General features: G+C 59.4%; 18 protein-coding genes. 9 read left to right on the plus strand and 9 right to left on the minus strand.

Annotated elements, in window-relative coordinates; translation table 11 throughout:
* Positions 1 to 30 precede the first annotated feature (30 nt).
* The 3 genes from ACTJK9_RS00155 to ACTJK9_RS00165 all read right to left on the minus strand — a co-directional run bounded on the left by ACTJK9_RS00155 (position 31) and on the right by ACTJK9_RS00165 (position 3,042).
* Positions 31 to 1,134: an alkene reductase gene (locus tag ACTJK9_RS00155; RefSeq protein WP_440811208.1), complete on the minus strand. Its 1,104-nt coding sequence runs from the start codon at positions 1,132 to 1,134 to the stop codon at positions 31 to 33.
* 109 nt (positions 1,135 to 1,243) lie between these two features.
* Positions 1,244 to 2,503, minus strand: coding sequence for a cation:dicarboxylate symporter family transporter (locus tag ACTJK9_RS00160; RefSeq protein ID WP_440811209.1), 1,260 nt, complete (start codon positions 2,501 to 2,503; stop codon positions 1,244 to 1,246).
* A gap of 113 nt (positions 2,504 to 2,616) precedes the next feature.
* Positions 2,617 to 3,042, minus strand: coding sequence for a VOC family protein (locus tag ACTJK9_RS00165; protein ID WP_011333668.1), 426 nt, complete (start codon positions 3,040 to 3,042; stop codon positions 2,617 to 2,619).
* A 104-nt stretch (positions 3,043 to 3,146) separates the two neighbouring features.
* Between ACTJK9_RS00165 and ACTJK9_RS00170 the strand changes: the two genes are divergently transcribed.
* Positions 3,147 to 4,025: a LysR substrate-binding domain-containing protein gene (locus tag ACTJK9_RS00170; protein ID WP_064595608.1), complete on the plus strand. Its 879-nt coding sequence runs from the start codon at positions 3,147 to 3,149 to the stop codon at positions 4,023 to 4,025.
* Positions 4,026 to 4,036: 11 nt separating this feature from the next.
* On the opposite strand, the gene ACTJK9_RS00175 is transcribed toward ACTJK9_RS00170, so the two are convergent.
* The gene (locus ACTJK9_RS00175) at positions 4,037 to 5,020 is read right to left on the minus strand and encodes an alpha/beta hydrolase (RefSeq protein ID WP_440811211.1); all 984 of its coding nucleotides are present in this window, start codon (positions 5,018 to 5,020) and stop codon (positions 4,037 to 4,039) included.
* A gap of 191 nt (positions 5,021 to 5,211) precedes the next feature.
* Here ACTJK9_RS00175 and ACTJK9_RS00180 point away from each other — a divergent pair, with 191 nt between their 5' ends.
* Together ACTJK9_RS00180 and ACTJK9_RS00185 are read left to right on the plus strand one after the other, a co-directional pair.
* Positions 5,212 to 6,045: an oxidoreductase gene (locus ACTJK9_RS00180; RefSeq protein ID WP_440811212.1), complete on the plus strand. Its 834-nt coding sequence runs from the start codon at positions 5,212 to 5,214 to the stop codon at positions 6,043 to 6,045.
* 21 nt (positions 6,046 to 6,066) lie between these two features.
* Positions 6,067 to 7,005: an AraC family transcriptional regulator gene (locus tag ACTJK9_RS00185; protein ID WP_085610197.1), complete on the plus strand. Its 939-nt coding sequence runs from the start codon at positions 6,067 to 6,069 to the stop codon at positions 7,003 to 7,005.
* 4 nt (positions 7,006 to 7,009) lie between these two features.
* On the opposite strand, the gene ACTJK9_RS00190 is transcribed toward ACTJK9_RS00185, so the two are convergent.
* A complete protein-coding gene (locus ACTJK9_RS00190; RefSeq protein WP_440811213.1) occupies positions 7,010 to 7,942 on the minus strand; it encodes a helix-turn-helix transcriptional regulator in 933 nt (310 codons plus the stop codon).
* A gap of 587 nt (positions 7,943 to 8,529) precedes the next feature.
* Here ACTJK9_RS00190 and ACTJK9_RS00195 point away from each other — a divergent pair.
* The 4 genes from ACTJK9_RS00195 (at position 8,530) to ACTJK9_RS00210 (ending at position 12,464) form a co-directional block, all read left to right on the plus strand.
* Positions 8,530 to 9,879, plus strand: a complete 1,350-nt coding sequence (locus ACTJK9_RS00195; protein WP_064595597.1) for an MFS transporter — start codon at positions 8,530 to 8,532, stop codon at positions 9,877 to 9,879.
* A 99-nt stretch (positions 9,880 to 9,978) separates the two neighbouring features.
* A complete protein-coding gene (locus ACTJK9_RS00200) occupies positions 9,979 to 10,671 on the plus strand; it encodes a fumarylacetoacetate hydrolase family protein (protein ID WP_039771001.1) in 693 nt (230 codons plus the stop codon).
* Between the two features lie 39 nt (positions 10,672 to 10,710).
* Positions 10,711 to 11,475, plus strand: coding sequence for an SDR family oxidoreductase (locus ACTJK9_RS00205; protein ID WP_236190800.1), 765 nt, complete (start codon positions 10,711 to 10,713; stop codon positions 11,473 to 11,475).
* A gap of 32 nt (positions 11,476 to 11,507) precedes the next feature.
* Positions 11,508 to 12,464, plus strand: coding sequence for a 2-hydroxyacid dehydrogenase (locus ACTJK9_RS00210; RefSeq protein WP_440811216.1), 957 nt, complete (start codon positions 11,508 to 11,510; stop codon positions 12,462 to 12,464).
* Between the two features lie 52 nt (positions 12,465 to 12,516).
* Here the strand turns inward: ACTJK9_RS00210 and ACTJK9_RS00215 are convergent, their stop codons facing one another.
* Positions 12,517 to 14,643, minus strand: a complete 2,127-nt coding sequence (locus ACTJK9_RS00215) for a TonB-dependent siderophore receptor (protein ID WP_440811218.1) — start codon at positions 14,641 to 14,643, stop codon at positions 12,517 to 12,519.
* Between the two features lie 144 nt (positions 14,644 to 14,787).
* Positions 14,788 to 15,372, minus strand: coding sequence for a TetR/AcrR family transcriptional regulator (locus tag ACTJK9_RS00220; RefSeq protein WP_085610186.1), 585 nt, complete (start codon positions 15,370 to 15,372; stop codon positions 14,788 to 14,790).
* Positions 15,373 to 15,581: 209 nt separating this feature from the next.
* Between ACTJK9_RS00220 and ACTJK9_RS00225 the strand changes: the two genes are divergently transcribed.
* Positions 15,582 to 16,259, plus strand: a complete 678-nt coding sequence (locus ACTJK9_RS00225; RefSeq protein WP_085610184.1) for a type 1 glutamine amidotransferase domain-containing protein — start codon at positions 15,582 to 15,584, stop codon at positions 16,257 to 16,259.
* Positions 16,260 to 16,374: 115 nt separating this feature from the next.
* Positions 16,375 to 17,499 carry an alkene reductase gene (locus ACTJK9_RS00230; protein WP_440811219.1) on the plus strand — a complete coding sequence of 375 codons (1,125 nt, stop codon included), beginning with the start codon at positions 16,375 to 16,377 and terminating at the stop codon, positions 17,497 to 17,499.
* On the opposite strand, the gene ACTJK9_RS00235 is transcribed toward ACTJK9_RS00230, so the two are convergent.
* Positions 17,478 to 19,010, minus strand: coding sequence for a sensor domain-containing diguanylate cyclase (locus ACTJK9_RS00235; protein ID WP_085610180.1), 1,533 nt, complete (start codon positions 19,008 to 19,010; stop codon positions 17,478 to 17,480). The two genes, ACTJK9_RS00230 and ACTJK9_RS00235, sit on opposite strands and share 22 nt — an antisense overlap.
* A 181-nt stretch (positions 19,011 to 19,191) precedes the next feature.
* The gene (locus ACTJK9_RS00240) at positions 19,192 to 20,736 is read right to left on the minus strand and encodes a class I SAM-dependent methyltransferase (RefSeq protein WP_085610178.1); all 1,545 of its coding nucleotides are present in this window, start codon (positions 20,734 to 20,736) and stop codon (positions 19,192 to 19,194) included.
* Positions 20,737 to 20,961 lie beyond the last annotated feature (225 nt).

Here is a 20,961-nt window from a genome sequence, read left to right on the forward strand (position 1 = left end):
CCTGCGCCGATCCGGTTCAGGGCGCACAAATCAATGGTCAGCCGTTGGCCAGTCGGTGTAGCCCTTGGCGCCGCCGCCGTAGTAGCTCTCGCGTGGCGCGATGGTCAGTTCGGTGCCCCGACGCAGGCGCTCCACGAGGTCGGGGTTGGAAATGAACAGGCGCCCGAACGCCACCGCGTCAATCCGGCCCTGCGCCCGGCGCTTCAATGCCATCTCGAGGTCGTAGTTGTTATTGCCTATGAAGGGGCCTTCGAACTGCGCGCTCAATGCATCCAGATCAACGCCATCAGGAACCGTACGCGAGGTCGCGGTGGCGCCTTCGACGAAGTGCAGATAGGCCAGATTGAGTCGGTTGAGCTGCTGAATCAGATATCCGTAAGTCGCCATGACATTGCTGTCGGGAGGCGTGTTTCCGGCATCGGGCGTGACCGGCGAAAGACGAATGCCGACGCGGTCGCTGCCCCAGATCGAAATCACCGCTTCAGTGACTTCAAGGGTCAGTCGGGCGCGGTTCTCAATGGTGCCGCCGTACCGGTCAGTGCGCTGATTGGTCGAGTCACGCAGAAACTGGTCGAGCAGATAGCTGTTCGCCGAATGAACCTCCACGCCATCGAAACCGGCACGCCTGGCATTTTCAGCGGCGCGCTTGTATTGCTCAATGATGCCGGGAATCTCCGACGTCTCCAGCGCCCGGGGCGTCGACACTTCGACAAAGCCGTTCTCGGTGTAGGTGCTGCCTTCTGCCTTGATTGCCGAGGGCGCAACGGGAGCGGCACCGTGGGGCTGTAACTCGACGCTGGAAAAACGCCCCACGTGCCACAACTGGCTGACAATCCTGCCACCTGCGGCATGGACGGCGTCCGTGACTTTTCTCCAGCCCGCCACCTGCGCGTCCGACCAGATCCCCGGCGTCATGGCGTAGCCGCGCCCCTGCGCCGAAATGTTTGTCGCTTCGGCAATGATCAAGCCGGCACTCGCGCGCTGTGCGTAGTAAGTAGCGTGCAGTTCGTTCGGAACACCGTCTTCAGCCATCCGGCTGCGAGTCACGGGCGCCATGACAATCCGGTTGGCCAATTGCAGGGCGCCCATTTGCATGGGAGAAAAAAGATCCGTGTTGCGACTGTTATCAATCATGTTGCATACCTTCAATATCAGACCGGTCGTCTAGTAACTTGATGAAAAAAATCGCCTGTACATCAGCAGGCGTTTACTCGTGCAGCGCCGTCAGTGCTCCTTGTGATCGTCAGGCCTTTTGTACGTCCGGGCGGGTACGCGAAGGCTCAAGAGTCACCCTCTCCCACTTGGCGATCACCAGGGGCGCAATCGCATTGCCCAACACATTCAGGGTGGTGGTGCCGCTGTCGATAATCCTGAAGATACCGGCGATCAGTGCCACGCCCTCCAGCGGGAGACCGGCAGACGCCAACGTGGCCGACAGGATGACGATGGCGAATCCAGGCACCCCGGCAGCACCTTTGGAGGTCAGCACCATGGTCACCACCAGCAGGATTTCCTGAGAAAGCGACAGATCGATTCCATAAAGCTGGGCGATGAAAATTGTCGCCACGCCGAGGAAGATCGACGCGCCATCGAGGTTGAACGCGTACCCCACTGGCACCACAAAACTGACAATGCGCCGTGGTACGCCGTAGTTCTCCAGCTTGCTCATCAACTGCGGCATGACCGCTGCAGAGGCAGCACTGGAGAACGCAAGAATCAACTCGTCGCGGAAATACCTGATCAACTTGAAGATGTTCTCGCCGATCAGGTAACTGATTCCTCCGAGTACCACCAATGCAAAGACGATCAGCGCCAGATAGACCACTCCAATCAACTTGAGCAAGGGCAGCAAAGAGGCAAAGCCGAAGGTAGCGACGGTCGCACCGATCATGCCGAACACCCCTATCGGGGCATAGGCCATGACGATCGAGACGATCCTGAACATCGCATCTGAAATGCCTTGGACCAGCGCAACCACAGGTGCACTTTTCTCCCTGGGCAATGCGTTCAGCGCGACACCGAACAACACCGCGAAGAACAGCACCGAAAGCAACTTCGCCTCGGACATCGCCACCAGAACGTTATCCGGAACGATGTTTTGCACAATCACGAGCGCGCCCTTCGAAGGCTCCATCGTGATGGCGGCAGTACCGTGTGCGATGCCCGAAATATCGGTGCCCGTACCGGGTTCGAAAAGGTTCGCGAAACACAGGCCGATCACGATGGCCAGGCCGGTGATCGCAAAGAAATAGCCCAGCGACTTGATGCCCATCCGGCCGAACGACTTGTTATCCCCGCCTCCGGCGATACCCAGGATCATGCAACAGAACACGATAGGCACGACCACCATCTTCATCATCTTGATGAAGATATCGCCAAGCGGTTTCAGGATCTCCGTGCTGACCCACGACTGATACTGCGGATGGGTATTGAAGTACCAACCAACGAGCACGCCAAGCAACAGCCCGGCAACGATTTGCCACACCAGGGGAATACGTTTCATGTCTAGCCTTCTTGTTGGAATGAAAGGACTGCATCAATCGGCAGTTGCTAGAGTCATGAGCTTCCAGCTCACTTGAGATCAAATGGCACAACGCCGTTGTGCCATTGCGTTTCTTACTTGGCGAAGAGCTGACTCATATCTTTGAAGGCCTTGAATTCGAGGGCATTGCCGCAAGGGTCGAACAGGAACATGGTGGCTTGCTCGCCAACCTGTCCTTTGAATCGAATGTAAGGTTCGATCACAAATTCGGTACCGAAAGACTTGAGGCGCTCTGCCAGCGCTTCCCACTCTTCCCATCCCAGGATGATGCCGAAGTGAGGAACAGGAACGTCGTGCCCGTCGACCGGGTTGCTGTGAACGCTTTCCTGAGACGCGGTTTTCGGGTGTTCGTGAATCACCAGTTGATGCCCGTAAAAGTTGAAGTCGACCCATTGGTTACTGGAACGACCCTCTTCCAGGCCGAAGACCTCACCGTAAAAAGTGCGGGCTGCAGCCAGGTTGTAAACGGGGATGGCGAGGTGGAATGGCGAAAGGCTCATCAGGACTCCGATACGGTTTTTGTGGTTGGTGAGCACATCGTAGGGCGACACTGACAGCAAAAAAATCAATATATATTTCTCAGAAACACAACTAATATTTGTGAATGATAAAAGAACTCAAGACCCTCATTGCCGTCGCGCGGGAAGGCACTTTCGCGGCTGCCGGCAACCGGATAGGCCTCACCCAGGCGGCGGTGAGCGCCCAGATTCAACGTCTGGAAGCCGAGCTCGGCTTTGAAATATTCGACAGAAAAGGACGCTCGGCCCACCTCAACAGGATGGGCCAGCAAGTCCTGCTTCAGGCGCAGGAGCTGCTTCGTCTTTACGACAACCTGGGATCGACCACCGTCGGTCTTTCCACCAGCATTCTGGTCAACGTCGGCGCAATCGCCTCAGTCCAGCGATCGTTTCTCCCGGACGCACTCGCCAGGTTTCACCAGCAGTGCCCGGAATGCCGAACGCGTGTCGTGCCCGGTCTTTCCATGGAGCTGGTGAACCTGGTGGATACTGGCGAAATCGACATGGCGGCGATCATTCGGCCGCCCTTCTCGCTTCAAAGCGATCTGCGCTGGACCACGCTGGCGCTTGAGCCCTACCGTCTGATCGTGCCCAAGGACGTACCGGGAGAAGACTGGATCGAACTGCTCTCAAGCCTGCCGTTCATTCGCTATGACCGCTCCTCCTTCGGCGGCAGGCAGGTCGATCGTTTCCTGCGACAGATGCATTTCACTTTGCGTGAAGTCTCTGAGCTGGATGAGCTGGAGGCCATCATCAGGCTGGTGGAAAATGGCGTAGGGGTCGCGCTCGTGCCGCAGACGGCCACCCATCAGCAATGGCCGTCAGGTGTGCGGGCGCTTGATCTCGGCCAACACACCTTCCATCGTGATATCGGACTGGTGCACAGGCCTCGGCGAAGCTTCACCGAGCCTGTCAGGACATTGGCTGAACTTATTCTCGAGCAATTCAAGGTGGCGGCTGAGTGAGGGTCGATGGCTTACCCCTCAACAACCCGCCCCGCAACCCACGCACGACTATACCCAAGCACTTTCCCCGCCAACCCCAGCGGAAAATGAATCACCCCATGTGCGGTTTCCGGCAACAGATGCACCTCCACTTCCGCCGCCCTGCCCCAACGCTCAGCCAACTCAAGCGTGTCATCCCTGAGCGGATCCAGTTGCGCAGCAAACATCAACGCTGGCGGAAAACCGGTGAAGTCACCGTACAGCGGTGACAACGGCGCCTGCCGGCGTTCTTCATCGTTCAATCCCGGAGTGAGCATTTGCAGCGCTTCAACCATCCCCGGCCCGTCCAGCAGCAAGGTATCGGGCCCGGCGTTGCGTACGCTGGGGGTTCCGCTCAGGTCGTAGACGCCGTAATACAGCAGCGCCCCGCTCACCCGTTCGAGCAGGTCCGGCCACTGTTTGAGTTGCAGCAGGGTCGCGGCGGCGAGGTGGCCGCCTGCCGACTCGCCCACGACGATGACGGGCAGGTTCGCAAACTCGCGGCAGTCATCGCTCAGCAGCCAGCGGGCCGCCGTGAGGCAGTCCTGCATGACGCCCTCGATCGGAGTCGAGACCACAAGCCGATAGTCGACCGAGATCACTGCTACGTCGCAGGATTTCACCATGGCGATATTGAGGGGGTCGTTCATCTGCGCGTTGCCGATGACCCAGCCGCCGCCATGGAAATCCAGCACTACGCCTTTGGCCTTTGTCTTTGGCCGAATAATCCGCACCGGCACTGATGCGCCGTCGACACCCACCACTTTTCGTTCGGCCTCGAGCCCGTGCTTGAGCAACTTTCTTGCGCCGCCCAATTGGCTTAGCCGCAACAGCAACTGAATCGCCCGTGGCGTGATGCGATTGCGGATGCGAAATCGCGGCAGCCGGGCAAGTTTGCGGTTGAACGCGCGCAATTGCGCCAACTCGTTATCGTCTGCGGGCCAACGGGTTGATGTCTTCATTTCGTCCTGGCTCATCGGCGGTTGTTGCGCAGGATATCAGCGGTTGCAGTCTGTTCCAGCCTGGATGCCTGGAGCTACGCAAAAAGTTCATCGGCCGTCATCTCGCCCCGTTGATAGGAATAGGCAATGATCAAAGACAAACCGACATAGGTGAGTGTTTCTTCGATGGATACCATGAGCTGAAACCGCATTCACTGGAGCCCGTCATGACCACCACCAAAACCCTCTTCATCACCGGCGTCAGCAGCGGCTTCGGCCACGCGCTGGCCAAGGAAGCGCTGGCTGCCGGCCACCGCGTCATCGGCACCGTGCGCAACGAAGCCGACCTGCAAGCCTTTCAGGCGCTGTCCAGCGGCAACGCGTACGGCGTGCTGCTGGATGTCACGGACTTCGACCGGATTGAGGGTGTCGTGGCGACTGTGGAAGCGACCCACGGTCCGGTCGATGTGCTGATCAACAACGCCGGCTACGGCCACGAAGGCATTTTCGAGGAGTCGCCACTGGAGGACATGCGCCGCCAGTTCGACGTGAATGTGTTCGGCGCCGTCGCCGTGACCAAGGCGTTTGTGCCGTTCTTTCGCCAGCGGCGGGCGGGCCATATTCTCAATATCACGTCGATGGGCGGCACAATCACCATGCCGGGTATCGCGTACTACTGCGGCAGCAAGTTTGCGCTCGAAGGCATCTCCGATACCCTGAGCAAGGAACTGGCGCCGTTCAATATCTTCGTGACTGCCGTCGCACCGGGTTCATTTCGGACCGACTGGGCCGGTCGTTCGATGCAGCGCACGCCGCGCAGCATCGCCGACTATGACGCCAGTTTCGATCCGGTGCGCAAGGCCCGCGAAGACAAGAGCGGCAAGCAGCTCGGCGATCCGCAGAAGGCGGCGCAGGCGATGTTGCAGATCATCGCCAGCCCTGCTCCGCCAGCGCATCTGTTGCTGGGCAGCGATGCATTGAACCTGGTGCGCGACAAGTTGAAACGCGCCGCCAGCGAGATCGATCAATGGGAAACGCTGAGCCGCTCCACCGACCATTGAACGGCCCACAGAGAGAACCCGATGAAACAGGCCGACCCAGGCACGTCGCGCATGGTGCAGCTCATGGAGACGCTGGCACCGGTCGAGGGCTATAACCTCAGTGCGCTGGAGGGCGTGCGCTTCCTGCGCTCGAACCGACCACTGACCCGCACGCCGGTGCTGTACGACCCCGGCATTGTGATTCTCTGTCAGGGACAGAAACGCGGGTATCTGGGCGATGACGTTTACGTCTATGACGCCCAGCACTACCTGGTGGTGTCGGTTCCGATTCCCTTCACCATGGAGACCGATGCCTCTGAAGACGAGCCAATGCTCGCGATCTATATGCAGCTCGATTTCCAGGTGGCCAGCGAGTTGATGCAGCAAGTGGATGAGGTTCACGGCCCGAGCGATGCTCAACCAAAAGGCATGTTCGCCTCGCCGATGGACGACCGCCTGCGCCTATCGACACTGCGCTTTCTCGAAGCCATGAACATTGCGGGTGAGGCGCAGATATTGGGGCCGTCGCTGTTGCGGGAAATCTACTACCGCATCCTGACCGGCGAACAAGGCGGCTCGATGCGCGCCGCACTCAATCGACAGGGCCACTTCGGCAAGGTGACGCGGGCGATCCGCAAGATCCACAGCAGCTATCAGGAGCGTCTTGACGTCGAGCAACTGGCGCGCGAAGCGAGCATGAGCGTGCCCAGTTTTCACCTGCATTTTCGCAGCGTGACGGACGCCTCGCCCATGCAATACCTGAAGTCGACACGTCTGCATCAGGCGCGACTGCTGATGTTGCGCCACGCCATGACTGCGTCAGCGGCGGCGTTCAGTGTCGGCTATGAAAGCGCTTCGCAGTTCAGCCGCGAGTTCAAACGTTTTTTCGGCCGAACGCCGCAAGCAGAGATCGAGTGGATGAAGGCAACGTATGCGTTGCCTGCGCCGACGTCGGCCTCGGATTATGTTTCGTCGCATTAGCCGATCAAGCATCTACAGGTGACTGCGGGCTGTCGGGGTCCAGTTGCCGACGGCGGAACTGTCCAGGTGGCTGGCCGTGAATCTGGCGAAAACGCCGGGAGAAGTAAGCTTCATCCGCAAAACCACACAGCCTCGCCACCTCGCCCACTGGCCGGGTTCCATTGAGCAGGTAATTGCGCGCCGCGTGCATTCTGCGTTCCAGCACCAGCTCGGTGAAGGTCTTGCCGATTTCCTTGCGCAGCCAGTGCGTGAGATAGGTCGGTGACAGATAGGTCGCCGCCGCCACCTTGATCAGATTGAGATCGGGGTCGGCAATGTTCTTGCGCAGATACTCGAACATCCGGCTCAGTGCATCCCGTCGACTGGCCTGTGCTGCGTTTTCTTCCGCCAGGCGCTTGAGCGGTTCGGCATACAGGACGCACACCTTGCCCACCAGTTGCAGCAGCAATCCCTTGAGCACTTCGCGTGTACCGAACTGACGATTCTCGTCCAGTCTGCGCATCTGTTCGATCAAGTCACAGACCTCGTTGAAATCCTCACTCCCCAGAATGAAATCCAGATGTTCCTGAAAGCGGAACGGCGACAGTTCTGGCGCCAGGAGAATCGATACCTCCTCCAGATCCATCGGGTCGCACTGCAAATGCGGCAACAGAAAGGTCTGGGAAAAGTTGATCACCATGAAATTGCTGTCCGCCGGATGCGGAATCACGTGCACACGGTGCGGCAGGATGAATGCCAGTGCGTTACGCGGAAATGGTCGAACCGCGTTGCCAATGTGCTGCACCGTGTCGCCGCCGAGGTTGATCTGGATCTGGAAGTATTCGTGTCGGTGCGGGCCAGTCTCGGCGCGGCGACCTTTTTTGTCACGAATGTAGAAATCCATCATCTCGCTGCGTTGCTGCATGACGTAGGTGGGCACACGGCATTGTGACGTCATTTGTTGAGCATCCTCGACAGGTACTTGGGCAGGTTTTCCTGGCGTTGCCGAGTAATCGGCGTGGTTCATCTTGAAGGTTCGTCGCCGACCCTTCAAGCAGTCATACGATGACACCAGACTCAGTGTTTTTTCTACACCGCCACTGCCAATGATCACTGTCCAAAAAACGCGACCGCAAAGTCATTGTTTTTTCCGTTTAAAAACAGTCGGATAGAAGACAAACCAGAGAGCATCTGGAAAATTCACTGTGTGGATTTTTTTGGACAGGTTTATCCGACGCGCCCTTCTCCGGAAAAAATGATCTAACACCTTGATTGATTTCGAGAGGTTGTACGACCACTGTATTTCCCACGCCCAACCTCTTTCAAAAACAACAGAAGGTGCGCACGTCATGAATCCGCTATTGCTCCCCGCCGCCCCTCCCCAGCCTTTACCGACGATGCCAGCCGGAAGACGTCCCTGAACGTCTGACCCTGGCCGTTTGTGCCATTCGTTTCAACTTTCGATTGCCTTGCCTGCGGACAGCGGGCAACGGCGTCGGCTGTCCGCAAACAACTCGACACTTCTAACAATAACGAGGTCCACTCATGTCGAATTCGCACACCTCTCAAACCACCGCGCCCCCCTTGATTGCCGCCGACAGGGACGCCGTGTCATCCCGGCGACTGCCGACGCGGCGACGCTGGTTCATGCTCTCGCTGCTGCTGATTGCGACGATCATCAATTACATCGACCGGGTGAACATCTCGATCGCCGCCCCGTTCATGGCCAAGGACCTGGGCCTGGACAAGATTGAAATGGGGCTGATCTTCTCTGCCTTTGCCTGGACCTACGCACTCGCTCTGGTGCCGGCCGGATTTATCGCCGACCGCTTCGGCTCACGCTTCACCTATGGGGTTTCACTGATCAGTTGGTCGACCGTCACGGTGTTTCAAGGCTTCGCCACGGGATTCGCTTCGCTGTTCGGCCTGCGCCTGGCCGTCGGGGCGATGGAAGCGCCGGCATTTCCGGCCAACAGCCGTGCGGTAACCGTGTGGTTCCCGGCGCGGGAACGGGGCCTGGCCAGCAGCATTTACGTCTGCGGGCAGTACCTGGGAACGGCACTGTTTACCGGCGCCCTGCTGTGGCTGGCCACAACCTTTGACTGGCGCCATGTCTTCTACAGCACCGGCGCGCTGGGCATCGTCTTCGGTGTGCTGTGGCTGTATCTGTATCGCGATCCGCTGAACTGCAAGAAAGTCAGCAAGGAAGAGTTGAAATACATCGAGGCCGGCGGCGGACTGGTCAAGAGCAGCCAGGAACGCACTCGTTTCAACTGGCGGCAGATCGCCGAGCTGTTCAGCTACCGTCAGGTCTGGGCCATTTGCATCGGCAAGTTCGCCAGCACCTCGGCGCTGTACTTCTTCCTCACCTGGTTCCCGACCTATCTGATTGAAGAACGCCATCTGACCACGATCAAGGCCGGGATCTTTGCCGTGATGCCTTTCGTGGGCGCAACGGTCGGCATCCTGCTCGCCGGCATCGTCTCCGACCTGCTGATCCGTCGTGGCTACTCAATGTCCTTCGCCCGGAAATTGCCGCTGGTGGTCGGGTCGATGCTGGGCATGTCGATCGTGCTGGTGAACTTCACCGACTCGAACGTCATCTGCATCGCCGTGCTGACCATTGCCTTTTTCGCTCAGGGCATCGCGTCGTCCTCGTGGGCGGCGGTGTCGGAGGTGGCGCCCAAGGAACTGATCGGGCTGACCGGCGGGATCACCAGCCTGGCCGCCAACATCGGCGGCATTGTGACCCCGATCGTGATCGGCGCCATCGTCCACGCCACCGGCTCGTTCGCCTGGGCGTTCTGGTTCATCGGTGCCGTGGCGCTGATCGGCACTCTCTCCTACTCATTGCTGCTCGGTCGCCTGTACCGCATCGAGTTGAAAACGCGCTGAAGCCAGAACAACTGTTTTCTCCAATTGGAGGCGGCTTTCGTCCAACTTCGCCAGCGATTGCCGCCGTACGCTGCACTCTCACACAGGACTTTCAGCAGGATGAACATGACCGAATACGTCTTTACCCCGGATCTGCCAGTGACCTTGCCGATTGTCGGCAGCGAGCAACGCTTTCCCGTCGGACGCGTGTTCTGCGTCGGCCGCAACTACCCGTGGCCGGACACCCTGGGCCAGCCGCGCCAGCCACCGGTGTTCTTCATGAAACCGGCAAGCAGCGTGGTGGACGCTGCCGGCGAAGTGATCTTCCCGTCACTGACCGAAGAGTTTGCCCATGAAATCGAGCTGGTCGTGGCCATCGGCGAAGGCGGCGCGCAGATCCCAGAGAGCCAGGCGCTGGCCTATGTCTGGGGCTACGCCGCCGGCCTGGATCTGACCCGTCGTGACGTACAGCGCCTGGCCAAGCGCGACGGCTTGCCATGGGAAGGTGCCAAGGTGTTTGACGGCGCCGCACCGATGACCGCCATTGTGCCGGTCACCCGGACCGGTCGGCTCGAAGGGGAATTATGGTTGAGCGTGAACGGTGAAGAACGCCAGCGCGATCGTCTCGACAGCCAGATCTGGTCGGTGAGTGAAGTCATCAGCCGTATCTCGCAATCCGTAACACTCAAGGCCGGCGACCTGATCATGACCGGCAGCCCCGCCGGCGTCGATGTCTTGCAACCCGGCGACGTCATCAGCGCCGGGATCGACGGCATTGGCCAACTCGAAATGCGCGTCGGCCCACGGCCTTGAGTCTGTCCTTAAGTGATTGGAAAAAAGGAGAACAACAAGATGTCTGACACTCAATCTTTGAAAGTTGCCCTGGTGACCGGCGCCGGCAGCGGGATCGGCCGTTCGGTTGCACTGGGCCTGCTGGCCGACGGATACACCCTGGTGCTGGCCGGGCGCCGGCCCGAACCCTTGCAGGCGTTGGTCGATCTGGCGGCCAGCGAAGGCCGCGAAGCCCTGGCGGTGCCTACCGATGTACGTGACCCCGCCAGTGTCGATCAGCTGTTTGCAACCATTGCCGAAGTCTACGGACGCCTGGACGTGGTCTTCAACAACGCCGGGGTCAATGCCCCCGCCGTGCCGCTGGATGAGCTGACGTTCGAGCAGTGGCGAAACGTGATCGACACCAACCTCAATGGCGTTTTCCTCTGTGCCCGTGGCGCGTTCGGGCTCATGCGCCGGCAAGAGCCACAGGGTGGCCGCATTATCAACAACGGTTCGATTTCGGCGCACACCCCGCGTCCTTTCAGCAGCGCGTACACAGCCAGCAAACACGCGGTGCTGGGGCTGACCAAGTCACTGGCGCTGGATGGTCGGGAATTCAATATCGCCTGCAGCCAGATCGACATCGGCAATGCCTTGACCGAAATGTCGGTGCGCATGACCAAAGGCGTGCGCCAGGCCAACGGCAGCATCGCCGTGGAGCCGATGGTCGACGTCAAACATGTCGCCGACGCCGTGCGCTACATCGCCGGTCTGCCCCTGTCGGCCAACGTCTTGAACATGACCGTCATGGCCACTGCCATGCCGTTTGCCGGCCGCGGTTGAGCCGGCTTTTTTATTGCGTAAGTGAGGTTTACATGAAGCCAGAAGTCTTGCAGTTGAGCCCGATCCTGATTCCGGAAATCAATGCCCGTCTCGGCGAACTGTTCACGATCAGGCGTTATTTCGAGCAGGCCGACAAAGCGGCATATTTGCAGGAACACGGCGCAAACATTCGCGGCGTGATCACCGGTGGCCACACGGGCATCAGCCAGGCGCTGATGGCGCAACTGCCCAAACTGGAAGTGGTGGCGGTCAACGGTGTCGGCACCGATGCAGTAGACCTGGCCTACGCCCGGGATCGCGGAATCCGAGTGACCGCGACCATCGGCGCACTGACCGAAGACGTGGCCGACCTGGCCATCGGCTTGCTGATCGCCGTGTGTCGTGGGCTGTGTACCAGTGACCGTTACGTTCGCTCGGGCCAGTGGCCGCAAAGCCCGACGCCACTGGCACCGCTGCCTTTGGCGCGGCAGGTGTCCGGCATGCGGATCGGCATCGTGGGCATGGGCCGGGTCGGCCGAGCGGTCGCCACCCGGGCGGCCGCGTTTGGCTGTCCGATCAGCTACACCGATCTGCAACCGATGAGCGATGTCAGCCACACCTTCATCGCCGACCTCAAGCAACTGGCCCGCGACAGTGATGCGCTGATTCTCGCGGCGGCCGCCGACAAGGCCGAGGCCATCATCGATGCCTCCGTGTTGCAGGCCCTGGGCAAGGGCGGCTACCTGATCAACGTCGCCCGAGGAAAACTGGTCAGCGAAACCGATCTGGTGGCGGCCCTGACGGCCGGTGAGATCGCGGGTGCGGCACTGGATGTTTTCGTCGACGAGCCCAACGTGCCTGAAGCCTTGTTTGCCCAGGAACAAGTGGTGCTGCAACCGCATCGCGCCAGCGCGACCCTGCAGACCCGCACCCGCATGGGCGAGATGGTCGTGGCGAGCCTGGTGGACAGTTTTGCCGGAAAGACTCCGCAAGGGTGTGTGACCGGCTGAGTCTCACAGTCATCGGGGGCCGCAGCCCCCGATGACAGATTCCAGCCCCCGACTACAACGTGTAAGAAATGCCGACCTGCACCGTTCTCGGTGCCCCCGGATAGGCGTAGACGTTACCGAATGCGCCCTCGTCGTAGTCACGGTCAAAGAGGTTCTTCAGGTCGAGGTTGAGGCGCACCTTGTCATTGACCTTGTAGTAGCTGAGCAGGTCGACAACGGTGTAGCTCCCCATCGAGAACGCGGTGTTCGCCGTTTGCCCCGCGCGCTCATCGACATATTTGAGGCCTGTTCCCAGACCCAGACCACTGAGGGCACCGTCCTGGAACTCATAGACATTGAGCAGGCTGAAGCTGTTTTTCGGGATGTTCATCAGTCGCGTGCCGGAGCGGATCACGTTGTCTTTGGTCACCTCGGCATCGACGTAGGCGTACCCCCCGATGACACGCCACTCGGGGGTCAGGTTGCCGGCAACATTGAGGTCAAATCCTCGGCTGCGCACTTCCCCGGCAGCCACACTGAAAGTCGAGTCCACCGGGTCAGTGGTCAGGACATTACGCTTTTCAATCTGATAGATCGCCGCGTCGACGCTCAACTGATGATCCAGCGCCTCCCATTTGATCCCCATCTCCCAGGATTTGCCTTTCTCCGGTTCGAAGCCGCCACCCTGGCGACTCGCGCCGGTATTGGGTTTGAAAGAACGCGCGGTGTCCGCGTAGACCGCGAGGGTGTCGGTCAGGTCGTAGGTCACACCGACGCGGGGCGTGACGGCATTATCACTGGCCTGCCAGTTTTTGCCGCCGGGCACGTAGGTTTCGTAGTCGTGCTCAAAGCGCTCGAAACGTGCGCCAGCCAGGACTTTCAGCCGATCGGTCAGGGCCACTTGGTCCTGTACGAACGCGGCGTAGGTCTTGAGATTTTCCTTGTCGTGGGTCGGGGTGCGCGTCAGTGCCGGACGGGGCTGCCCATAGACCGGATTGAAGATGTCGATCGGATACGCACTTACCGCGCCGCTGGAGCGCTGGATGATCGACTGGTAGTCGTAGTCCTCGTATTCGATACCGGTCAGCAGTGTGTGCTGCAGGCCGCCCGTGGAGAAGTGACCGGTCAGGTTGAGCTGGGTGTCCTTGTCCGTCCACTCCAGCTTGCGGTAGTTGAAATTTCGTCCCAGGGTCCGGCCGTCGGCGGCAATGCCGTTGGCTTCGATGGCATTGCCCTGCAAGGTTCCGTCGAGCCACTGGAAGCCACCGCCAAGCGTCCAGTCTTCATTGAGCACATGCTCGAAGCGCAATTGCGCCATGTTGTTGTCGTTGTGCAACTTGCCGGCGTCCGGTTCACCGAAAAAGGTGTCGCGGGAGGCGGTGCCGATCTGCCGTGGATAACGCGTCGCGCCCCGGTCCAGCGGATGGTTGTTGCGCATGAAGTCACCCTCGAAGATCACTCGGGTGTCATCGCTGGCTTGCCAGGTCAGTACCGGGGTCACGCCGTAGCGTTCGGTTTCGACGTGATCGCGGAAGGTATCGCCGCCCTCGCCCACCACGTTCAGGCGATAGGCCAGACGCCCCTCTTCATCAAGCGGGCCGGAAGCATCCAGCGTACCCCGCCGCATGCCTTGGTCATTCAACTGGCTGCCGAGTGTGACCGTGCGCTCGGGCAACGGTTGTTTGGAAACGACATTGAAGGTGCCGCCCGGATCGCCACGACCGTAGAGCATGGTCGCCGGCCCGCGCAGGACCTCAAGACGCTCGATGGTGTTGGCATCCGGCATGTTCGGATAACCGCGGTTGATCGGGAAACCATTGCGGTAGAACTCGCCGGTGGTGAATCCGCGCACGGTGAACGTGGTCAGTCCCTGGCCGCCGAAATTGTTGGCTCGCCCTACTCCGCCCGCGTAATCCAGTGCGTCCTGCAGCCGAGTGGCGCCGATGTCTTCTACCGCATCTTTGGTGACGACACTGATCGACTGCGGGGTTTCATGGATCGAGGTATCGGTCCGCGTGGCACTGGCCGAACGGGTCGCGCGATATCCGTGTACCGGGCCGTCCGCTCTTTCGTAATCCGCGGTACCGACCACATCGGTTGCCTCCAGCTCCAGCGCTGACACCGTTGAATCGGATGGCTCGGCCCACGCAAAGGGAGACAACGTTTGCAACACACAGATGGACAGCAGAGTTCGACGCATGGGGGAGAACCTTACAGATAGGCCAGAACGAAGGGGATAACTGCCAGCAAAACGCGGCGGATGGTATACCACCCGCTGCGCAATTGATAGGCATTCCCATTCGTTTGTGCAACTGACTCTCGACCGCTTGCGTCTATTGCTTTCTCACACGCTCAACAGGCGTTTCGTAGTCGCCATCGACGTACTCAACGACTGTCCTGTGCGTTGCAGTTTGTTCAGCAAACTGGCCCCCAGCCACAGCTGATACAGCGTTTCGGCCAGTTGTCGGGCATCGCCCTGTGGCAGGCTTTTTTCGACCTGGCCCTGTTCGATGCACTCGGTGATGCGCGCCACCACTCGCTCGGCACCATCACGCAAGGTCAGGCGCATGGTTTCGGAAAGGTCAGCCACCTCGGCACTGAGTTTCACCACCAGGCATTCGTCGCCATGGCCTTCCAGGGTGCAGCGATCCTGCCAACCCTGCCAGTAATCCATCAGCCGTTCGTGGGCGCTCAGGCCGGGCAGCGTCAGGCGTCGCTCCATGTCGGCCAGATAGTCGACGAAGTAATCCTCGAGCAAGGCCTGGCCGTACAGTTCCTTGGATTTGAAGTAGTGATAGAACGAGCCCTTGGGCACGCCGGCGGTCTGCAGGATCTCGTTCAGGCCAACACTGGTGAAGCCTTTCTCGGCCATCATCCGGTGGCCGGTGTCGAGCAAATGTTGGCGGGTGTCGTCGTAGGTCGGTTTCATGGGGCACGAATTACCAGGCAATAGACCAGTCGTTTATCTCAAAGGAACGCGAGTTTGCCACACCTGTCCATGAAAAAGCTTTAGAGAAAAAATTACTAGACGACTGGTCTAATTGGAAACTATGCTGCGCCCCGACAAACCTTTTCCCGGTGTCGATCCTGCGCGAATCCCTTGCTCATGAACGCCGCCAGACCAACCCAGGGTGCTCTATGAAAATCTTGATGGTTTTGACTTCCCACGATCAACTCGGCAACACCGGCAAGAAAACCGGCTTCTGGCTCGAAGAGTTCGCCGCCCCCTACTACGCCTTCAAGGACGCCGGCGCCGACGTCACCCTGGTTTCGCCCGCCGGCGGTCAGCCACCGCTGGATCCGAAGAGCGACGAGCCCGATGCTCAGACGGCTGAAACCGATCGCTTCCGCCAGGATCCTGCGGCCCAGCAGGCACTGGCGAACACCGGCCGCTTGGCCGATGTCCGCGCCGAAGATTTCGATGCCGTGTTTTATCCAGGTGGCCATGGCCCGCTCTGGGACCTGGCCGAAGACAAGCATTCGATTGCCCTGATCGAAGCCTTCGCGCGCAGCAACAAGCCCCATGGCTTCGTCTGCCATGCGCCGGGGGTGCTGCGTCATGTCGTCGACGCAGAAGGTAAACCGCTGATCCAGCACCGCGAAGTGACCGGTTTCACCAATTCCGAAGAAGCAGCCGTCGGTTTGACGGACGTAGTGCCGTTCCTGATCGAAGACGAGTTCCAGCGTCTTGGCGGTCGCTATTCCAAAGTTGCGGATTGGCAGGTTCATGTGGTGACTGATGGAAAACTGGTCACCGGCCAAAATCCCGCCAGCTCGGCGGCTGTCGCCGAACAACTGTTGAAACTGCTCGGCTGAGGTGTCACTCCGCTCCTTCAACTTGATCCGAACACCGTGTGCGTGTTGCACGGTGTTCTTTTTTCGCTATTAGAATAGTCGACTGGTCTAATAAGGCCATGAACAAGGTATTTCCATGAACCACAGCAGTTTCTTTACACCCGTCACCCTGGGCCGCCACATCCTGAAAAACCGCATCGTCCTGCCGCCCCTCACCCGCCAGCGCAGCACTCAACCGGGCAATGTCGCCAATGAATTGATGGCCGAGTATTACCAGCAGCGGGCCAGTGCGGGCTTGCTGGTGACTGAAGGCACCCAGATCGAACCCCGTGGCCAGGGTTACGCCTGGACTCCAGGCATTCATACTCCCGAACAAATCGCCGGGTGGCGCAAGGTCACCGAGGCTGTCCACGCCAGTGACGGCGTGATTTTCGCGCAGCTATGGCATGTCGGTCGCGTATCCCATACTGCCCTGCAACCCAATGGCGACGCACCGGTGTCGGCCTCCGCCATCGCCACCGACCGGGTCAGTGTGTTCATCGAAACGGCGCCCGGTGTGGGCGCTCTGATTCCGCCGTCCGCGCCTCGAGCGCTGACCACCGAGGAAGTCCAGGAACTGGTTCAGCTGTACATCCAGGCGGCGCGCAATGCCATGGACGCCGGTTTCGACGGTATCGAACTGCATTGTGCCAATGGTTATCTGGTGAACCAGTTCATCTCCGCCCACAGCAACCTGCGCACCGATCAATACGGCGGTTCGCTGCATAACCGTCTGCGCTTTCTGCGCGAAGTGGTGGGCGGCGTCGCCGAATGCATCGGCAAGGAAAAGGTCGGCGTGCGCTTTGCGCCGCTGTTCACCACCACCGATGAAGCGCGGACTTATCTGGGTATGGTCGAGGAAGATCCTCACACCACCTACATCGAAGCGATCAAGGTGCTGCAAGACGTCGGCATCGCCTACCTGTCCATCGCCGAAGCCGACTGGGACGACGCGCCAGTGATGCCGGAAACCTTCCGTCGAGCAGTACGCGACACCTTCAGCGGCGCGATCATCTACGCGGGCCGCTACAACGCCGAAAGCGGTGCGCGGTTGCTTGAATCCGGACTGGCGGACCTCGTGGCTTTCGGTCGCCCGTTCATGGCCAACCCGGACCTGCCCGCGCGCATCGCCAATGACTGGCCGCTGAACTCGCTGAACCCGGCCACGGTGTATGGCGGCCATGCCGAAGGCTATGTGGATTACCCGGTGTACGGAGAGTAGCTTTCGCTGGCGACACTTTTGGCGAGCTGATTGCGGCCCGCCCCTTTGGCTTGATACAGCGCCTGATCTGCCGCAGCGATCAGGCCTTGTACCGTGTCCAGTTGCGATCCGGTGGCGGCCGCGATGCCGATACTCACACTCACTCGGCCGAATGGACTGGTCCGGTGAGCGATAGGCTCTTGCGCCAAGCGTTTCAGGATCATTTGCGCCACGACCGCTGCGCCGTCACTATCGGTATCGGGCATGATCACCGCCATTTCTTCCCCCCCGTAACGCGCCACCAGGTCCGATGGTCTGCGCACGCAGGTCTCAAGCACCTTGGCCACCTGCTGCAGACAGGCATCGCCGGCAATGTGCCCTTCGGCGTCGTTGAACAGTTTGAAATAGTCGAGATCAATCATCAGCAACGCCAACGAAGTTGCGTCACGCTTCGCCCGGCGCGCTTCCATCGCCAGGGTCTGATCGAAACATCGCCGATTGGCCAGGCCTGTCAGCGCATCCTTCATTGCCAACAGCTCAAGTTGCCGGTTCGTGCCGAGCAGCTGTTGTTGAGTATCGCGCAACTCACCTTCCACCTGCGTCCGGCGACGAATATCCAGAATCAAAAACCAGCCGATAACACCGGTGAGACCCAGCAATGTGGTAACCACACCGATCGACAACAGCGCTTCAAATCGCCACGCCGCCAGGGCTTCGCGCTTACCGAGCGCAACCGTAGTGATCAGCGGCAGCGTTTCACTCTTGCGAAAGGCATAGAGCCGTTCCACGCCGTCGAGACTGGACGTGAAGGATGCAGTGCCAACCGATTTGTCCACCAGGTACTTCGCATAGATCGGCGAATTGGAGAAGTTGCGCCCCATGTCCTGTTCACGGAAAGGGTAACGGACCAGCAGCGTGCCATCGGTGTAGGACAAGCCAATGGCGCCCTCCTGCCCTATATCGAGCTGGCCGAACAGACGCAGAAAGTTTTCCACCCCAAGGGTGACCGACACCACACCGGCAAACTCTCCGCGATCGTCATTGAAACGCCGGCTGATCGTGATCACCCACTCCTGATTCGAACGACTGCGGATGGGCGGGCCGATGAAGGGCTCGCGAGATGGATCGTCACGGTGATGAATGAAATAGGCTCGGTCACTGCTGTTGGCACCGACAGGAATCGGCCGGTTGGATGACATCAACCAGTGACCTTTGTTGTCGTAAATAGTGATGCCACTGAGCTGCGGCATCAGCGGTCGCTGCCGGTTGATCAAAGTCTTGAGCCGTTCGATTTGCGCTGGGCCACTGCCTTCGGTTTCCAGACGTTCGACGAGTCCGAGCAGAAGCAGCGAGCTCTGCCGGACAATGCCCTCGGAATACGTCGCAAGTGCCTGCGTCAGGTTCAACCCGTGGACATTGACTTCATCCAGTGCTCGATCCCGAGAGCCCAGTATCTTCCAGATGGTCAGCGATGCCAGGGAACAGCCGATTACCAACAGCAAGAGCATTACAAGGTGAGTATCACGCTTCACTTCAGTACCTATGGAAAGTCCAGTTTCCGTCACCGCTATTATTTGATCGGGGCATTACATCGACCGCGCGTCCTTGTCAGCACGTCAGCCGCGGTGCTGTCGCTCTGGTTTTGCGCAAGAATCCGAAATGCCCCGGACGACGGCAGGCAACGCGAGGGTGTCTTGCCGTCCCTCGTCTCGACTAGACGATTTTCAAAGCCTTGAGAATCACCAGCGTACTCTCGGCAAACGCTTGAGCCTGCGCGGTCAATTCGGCAAGGTTTTCTTCCGCGGTGGTCAGGGCCCTGCCATCCTTGAGGAGACCTTCGCCCTGGCCGCCGATGATGCCCCATGCCAGTTGTGCCCATTCAGCCGGGTGTTTTTTGCCTTGCTTGATCGATATCAGGAACAACTGCTGGAAGCGACTGACCGTCACCCCACCTCCGGTCACCGGACTCGCCAGGGTCTGAATCTTGTGGCCATACAACGAACGCTTGCACAGCTGCAGGTTGAGGGTATTGCAGCGGGCCTGCACCAGTTTTTCGGCTGCTTCGCTCTGACACGGCGCCACGGCCCCCATGCCGATCAATACGTTGAGAGCCTGTTCCACATCGCCATAAGCCAGCGAGGGCAAAAGATCCAGCAAATGCCGCAAGGTCTTCGGCACATAGGCGTCATCCGCCAGTGCTGCGAGTACCGGGCCATAAATCTCTGCCTGCAGCGTCGCTGCGCCTGCCGGACCGGTGACGTTGGCCGGCACGCTGTCGGCTGCCTGCAACAGGACGAAGCGCGTGCTGAGCATACGCTCGCGGTGCTCGGTAGCAGATAGTCTGTTGGCGCCGCGCACATAAAGGTCCCGGCGGAAACTCTGGTTCACAAAATAGTCGCGCGCCTGCTCACGCATGACCGGGTGCTCAATGCCTTCCAGAAAGTCCATGCCTTCGGCGGTCAGGTTGAGCGGATCGACGGAGTCCAACGGCACGGCTGTCGTAACGTAATCAAGCTTGGCGGGGGCCAGGGCATCCACCACGTCGGTGAAATACATGCAGTTCCAGTCGCGGTTGAAATACTCATGGGCGACATACTGGCGATCCTGGCCCTTGATGCTCTGCAGCTTGGCGTCCAACCCTGGCGCCGAGTTGGCATATTTAGGATTTGCAGCCAGCAGCGCTTCGGAAAACTGCAGCGCAGCCTCGATACGTTGATCAGGACGTGCAGAGGCCTGGCTGGCGAAACGGTCGTGCAGACTGAACAGTTGGCGCAAGGGTGCCTGAGGCGACCAGCCCGGGAAGCAGTTGTAGCTGACGTACAGCAGGCCACCAGGCTTGAGATGACGACGGGCGAATTCGACGATCAACTTGTGGTTATCGCGGCTGACCCAAGTCCAGATGCCATGCAGGCTGATACTGTCGAACTGAGGCAAATCATGACGGGCCAGCAACTGCTCGAAGCTGTCGTCATACAGTCGCGCATCGCTGCCCCAGTCGCTGGCCAGAGCAATGGCATGGGACGCCTGACCTGGGTGAAAGTCGGTGCCGACATAAGAGCCCGGATTACCCGCCGCATGGATGTTGATCGAAACACCCTGACCAAAACCCAGCTCACAGTGGTAGCCATCGCTACTCTCCAGCGTGGCGAAGCCGCGCAACAGCAGACAATAACGCTGGAAAACCGGATTGATTTCCCGGCTATAACTATAGGTGTAGCCTTCGTCCGTGAAATATCCCTCGTTCCAGGCATTGCTCATGCGTGCATCCTTTTTCTTATATCGGAAGTGAAAGTCGCTCTTATACGGGGTAGCCATGGCGTATCACAAGAGGAAAGTGATCAGGCAAACGCCCTCTTGGATAAACACCTGCAGCGTCGCTTCCTCAAGAATCTAAATCGAGAAATGGCCGAGCCTTTTCCTGCAGGCAAAACAAAACCCCAACTGCTTTCGCAATTGGGGTTTCGGAATTTAATCTTGACGATG

It is taken from the genome of Pseudomonas sp. 22082 (assembly GCF_052046055.1).
Taxonomy (GTDB): Bacteria; Pseudomonadota; Gammaproteobacteria; order Pseudomonadales; family Pseudomonadaceae; genus Aquipseudomonas; species Aquipseudomonas pharyngis.

Coding starts and splice junctions, on each gene's coding strand:
- ACTJK9_RS00185 (WP_085610197.1), top strand. CDS start 6,067: ATGAAACAGGCCGACCCAGGCACGTCGCGCATGGTGCAGCTCATGGAG.
- ACTJK9_RS00170 (WP_064595608.1), top strand. CDS start 3,147: ATGATAAAAGAACTCAAGACCCTCATTGCCGTCGCGCGGGAAGGCACT.
- ACTJK9_RS00205 (WP_236190800.1), top strand. CDS start 10,711: ATGTCTGACACTCAATCTTTGAAAGTTGCCCTGGTGACCGGCGCCGGC.
- ACTJK9_RS00180 (WP_440811212.1), top strand. CDS start 5,212: ATGACCACCACCAAAACCCTCTTCATCACCGGCGTCAGCAGCGGCTTC.
- ACTJK9_RS00175 (WP_440811211.1), bottom strand. CDS start 5,020: ATGAGCCAGGACGAAATGAAGACATCAACCCGTTGGCCCGCAGACGAT.
- ACTJK9_RS00220 (WP_085610186.1), bottom strand. CDS start 15,372: ATGAAACCGACCTACGACGACACCCGCCAACATTTGCTCGACACCGGC.
- ACTJK9_RS00200 (WP_039771001.1), top strand. CDS start 9,979: ATGAACATGACCGAATACGTCTTTACCCCGGATCTGCCAGTGACCTTG.
- ACTJK9_RS00190 (WP_440811213.1), bottom strand. CDS start 7,942: ATGACGTCACAATGCCGTGTGCCCACCTACGTCATGCAGCAACGCAGC.
- ACTJK9_RS00195 (WP_064595597.1), top strand. CDS start 8,530: ATGTCGAATTCGCACACCTCTCAAACCACCGCGCCCCCCTTGATTGCC.
- ACTJK9_RS00230 (WP_440811219.1), top strand. CDS start 16,375: ATGAACCACAGCAGTTTCTTTACACCCGTCACCCTGGGCCGCCACATC.
- ACTJK9_RS00215 (WP_440811218.1), bottom strand. CDS start 14,643: ATGCGTCGAACTCTGCTGTCCATCTGTGTGTTGCAAACGTTGTCTCCC.
- ACTJK9_RS00155 (WP_440811208.1), bottom strand. CDS start 1,134: ATGATTGATAACAGTCGCAACACGGATCTTTTTTCTCCCATGCAAATG.
- ACTJK9_RS00210 (WP_440811216.1), top strand. CDS start 11,508: ATGAAGCCAGAAGTCTTGCAGTTGAGCCCGATCCTGATTCCGGAAATC.
- ACTJK9_RS00160 (WP_440811209.1), bottom strand. CDS start 2,503: ATGAAACGTATTCCCCTGGTGTGGCAAATCGTTGCCGGGCTGTTGCTT.
- ACTJK9_RS00225 (WP_085610184.1), top strand. CDS start 15,582: ATGAAAATCTTGATGGTTTTGACTTCCCACGATCAACTCGGCAACACC.
- ACTJK9_RS00165 (WP_011333668.1), bottom strand. CDS start 3,042: ATGAGCCTTTCGCCATTCCACCTCGCCATCCCCGTTTACAACCTGGCT.
- ACTJK9_RS00240 (WP_085610178.1), bottom strand. CDS start 20,736: ATGAGCAATGCCTGGAACGAGGGATATTTCACGGACGAAGGCTACACC.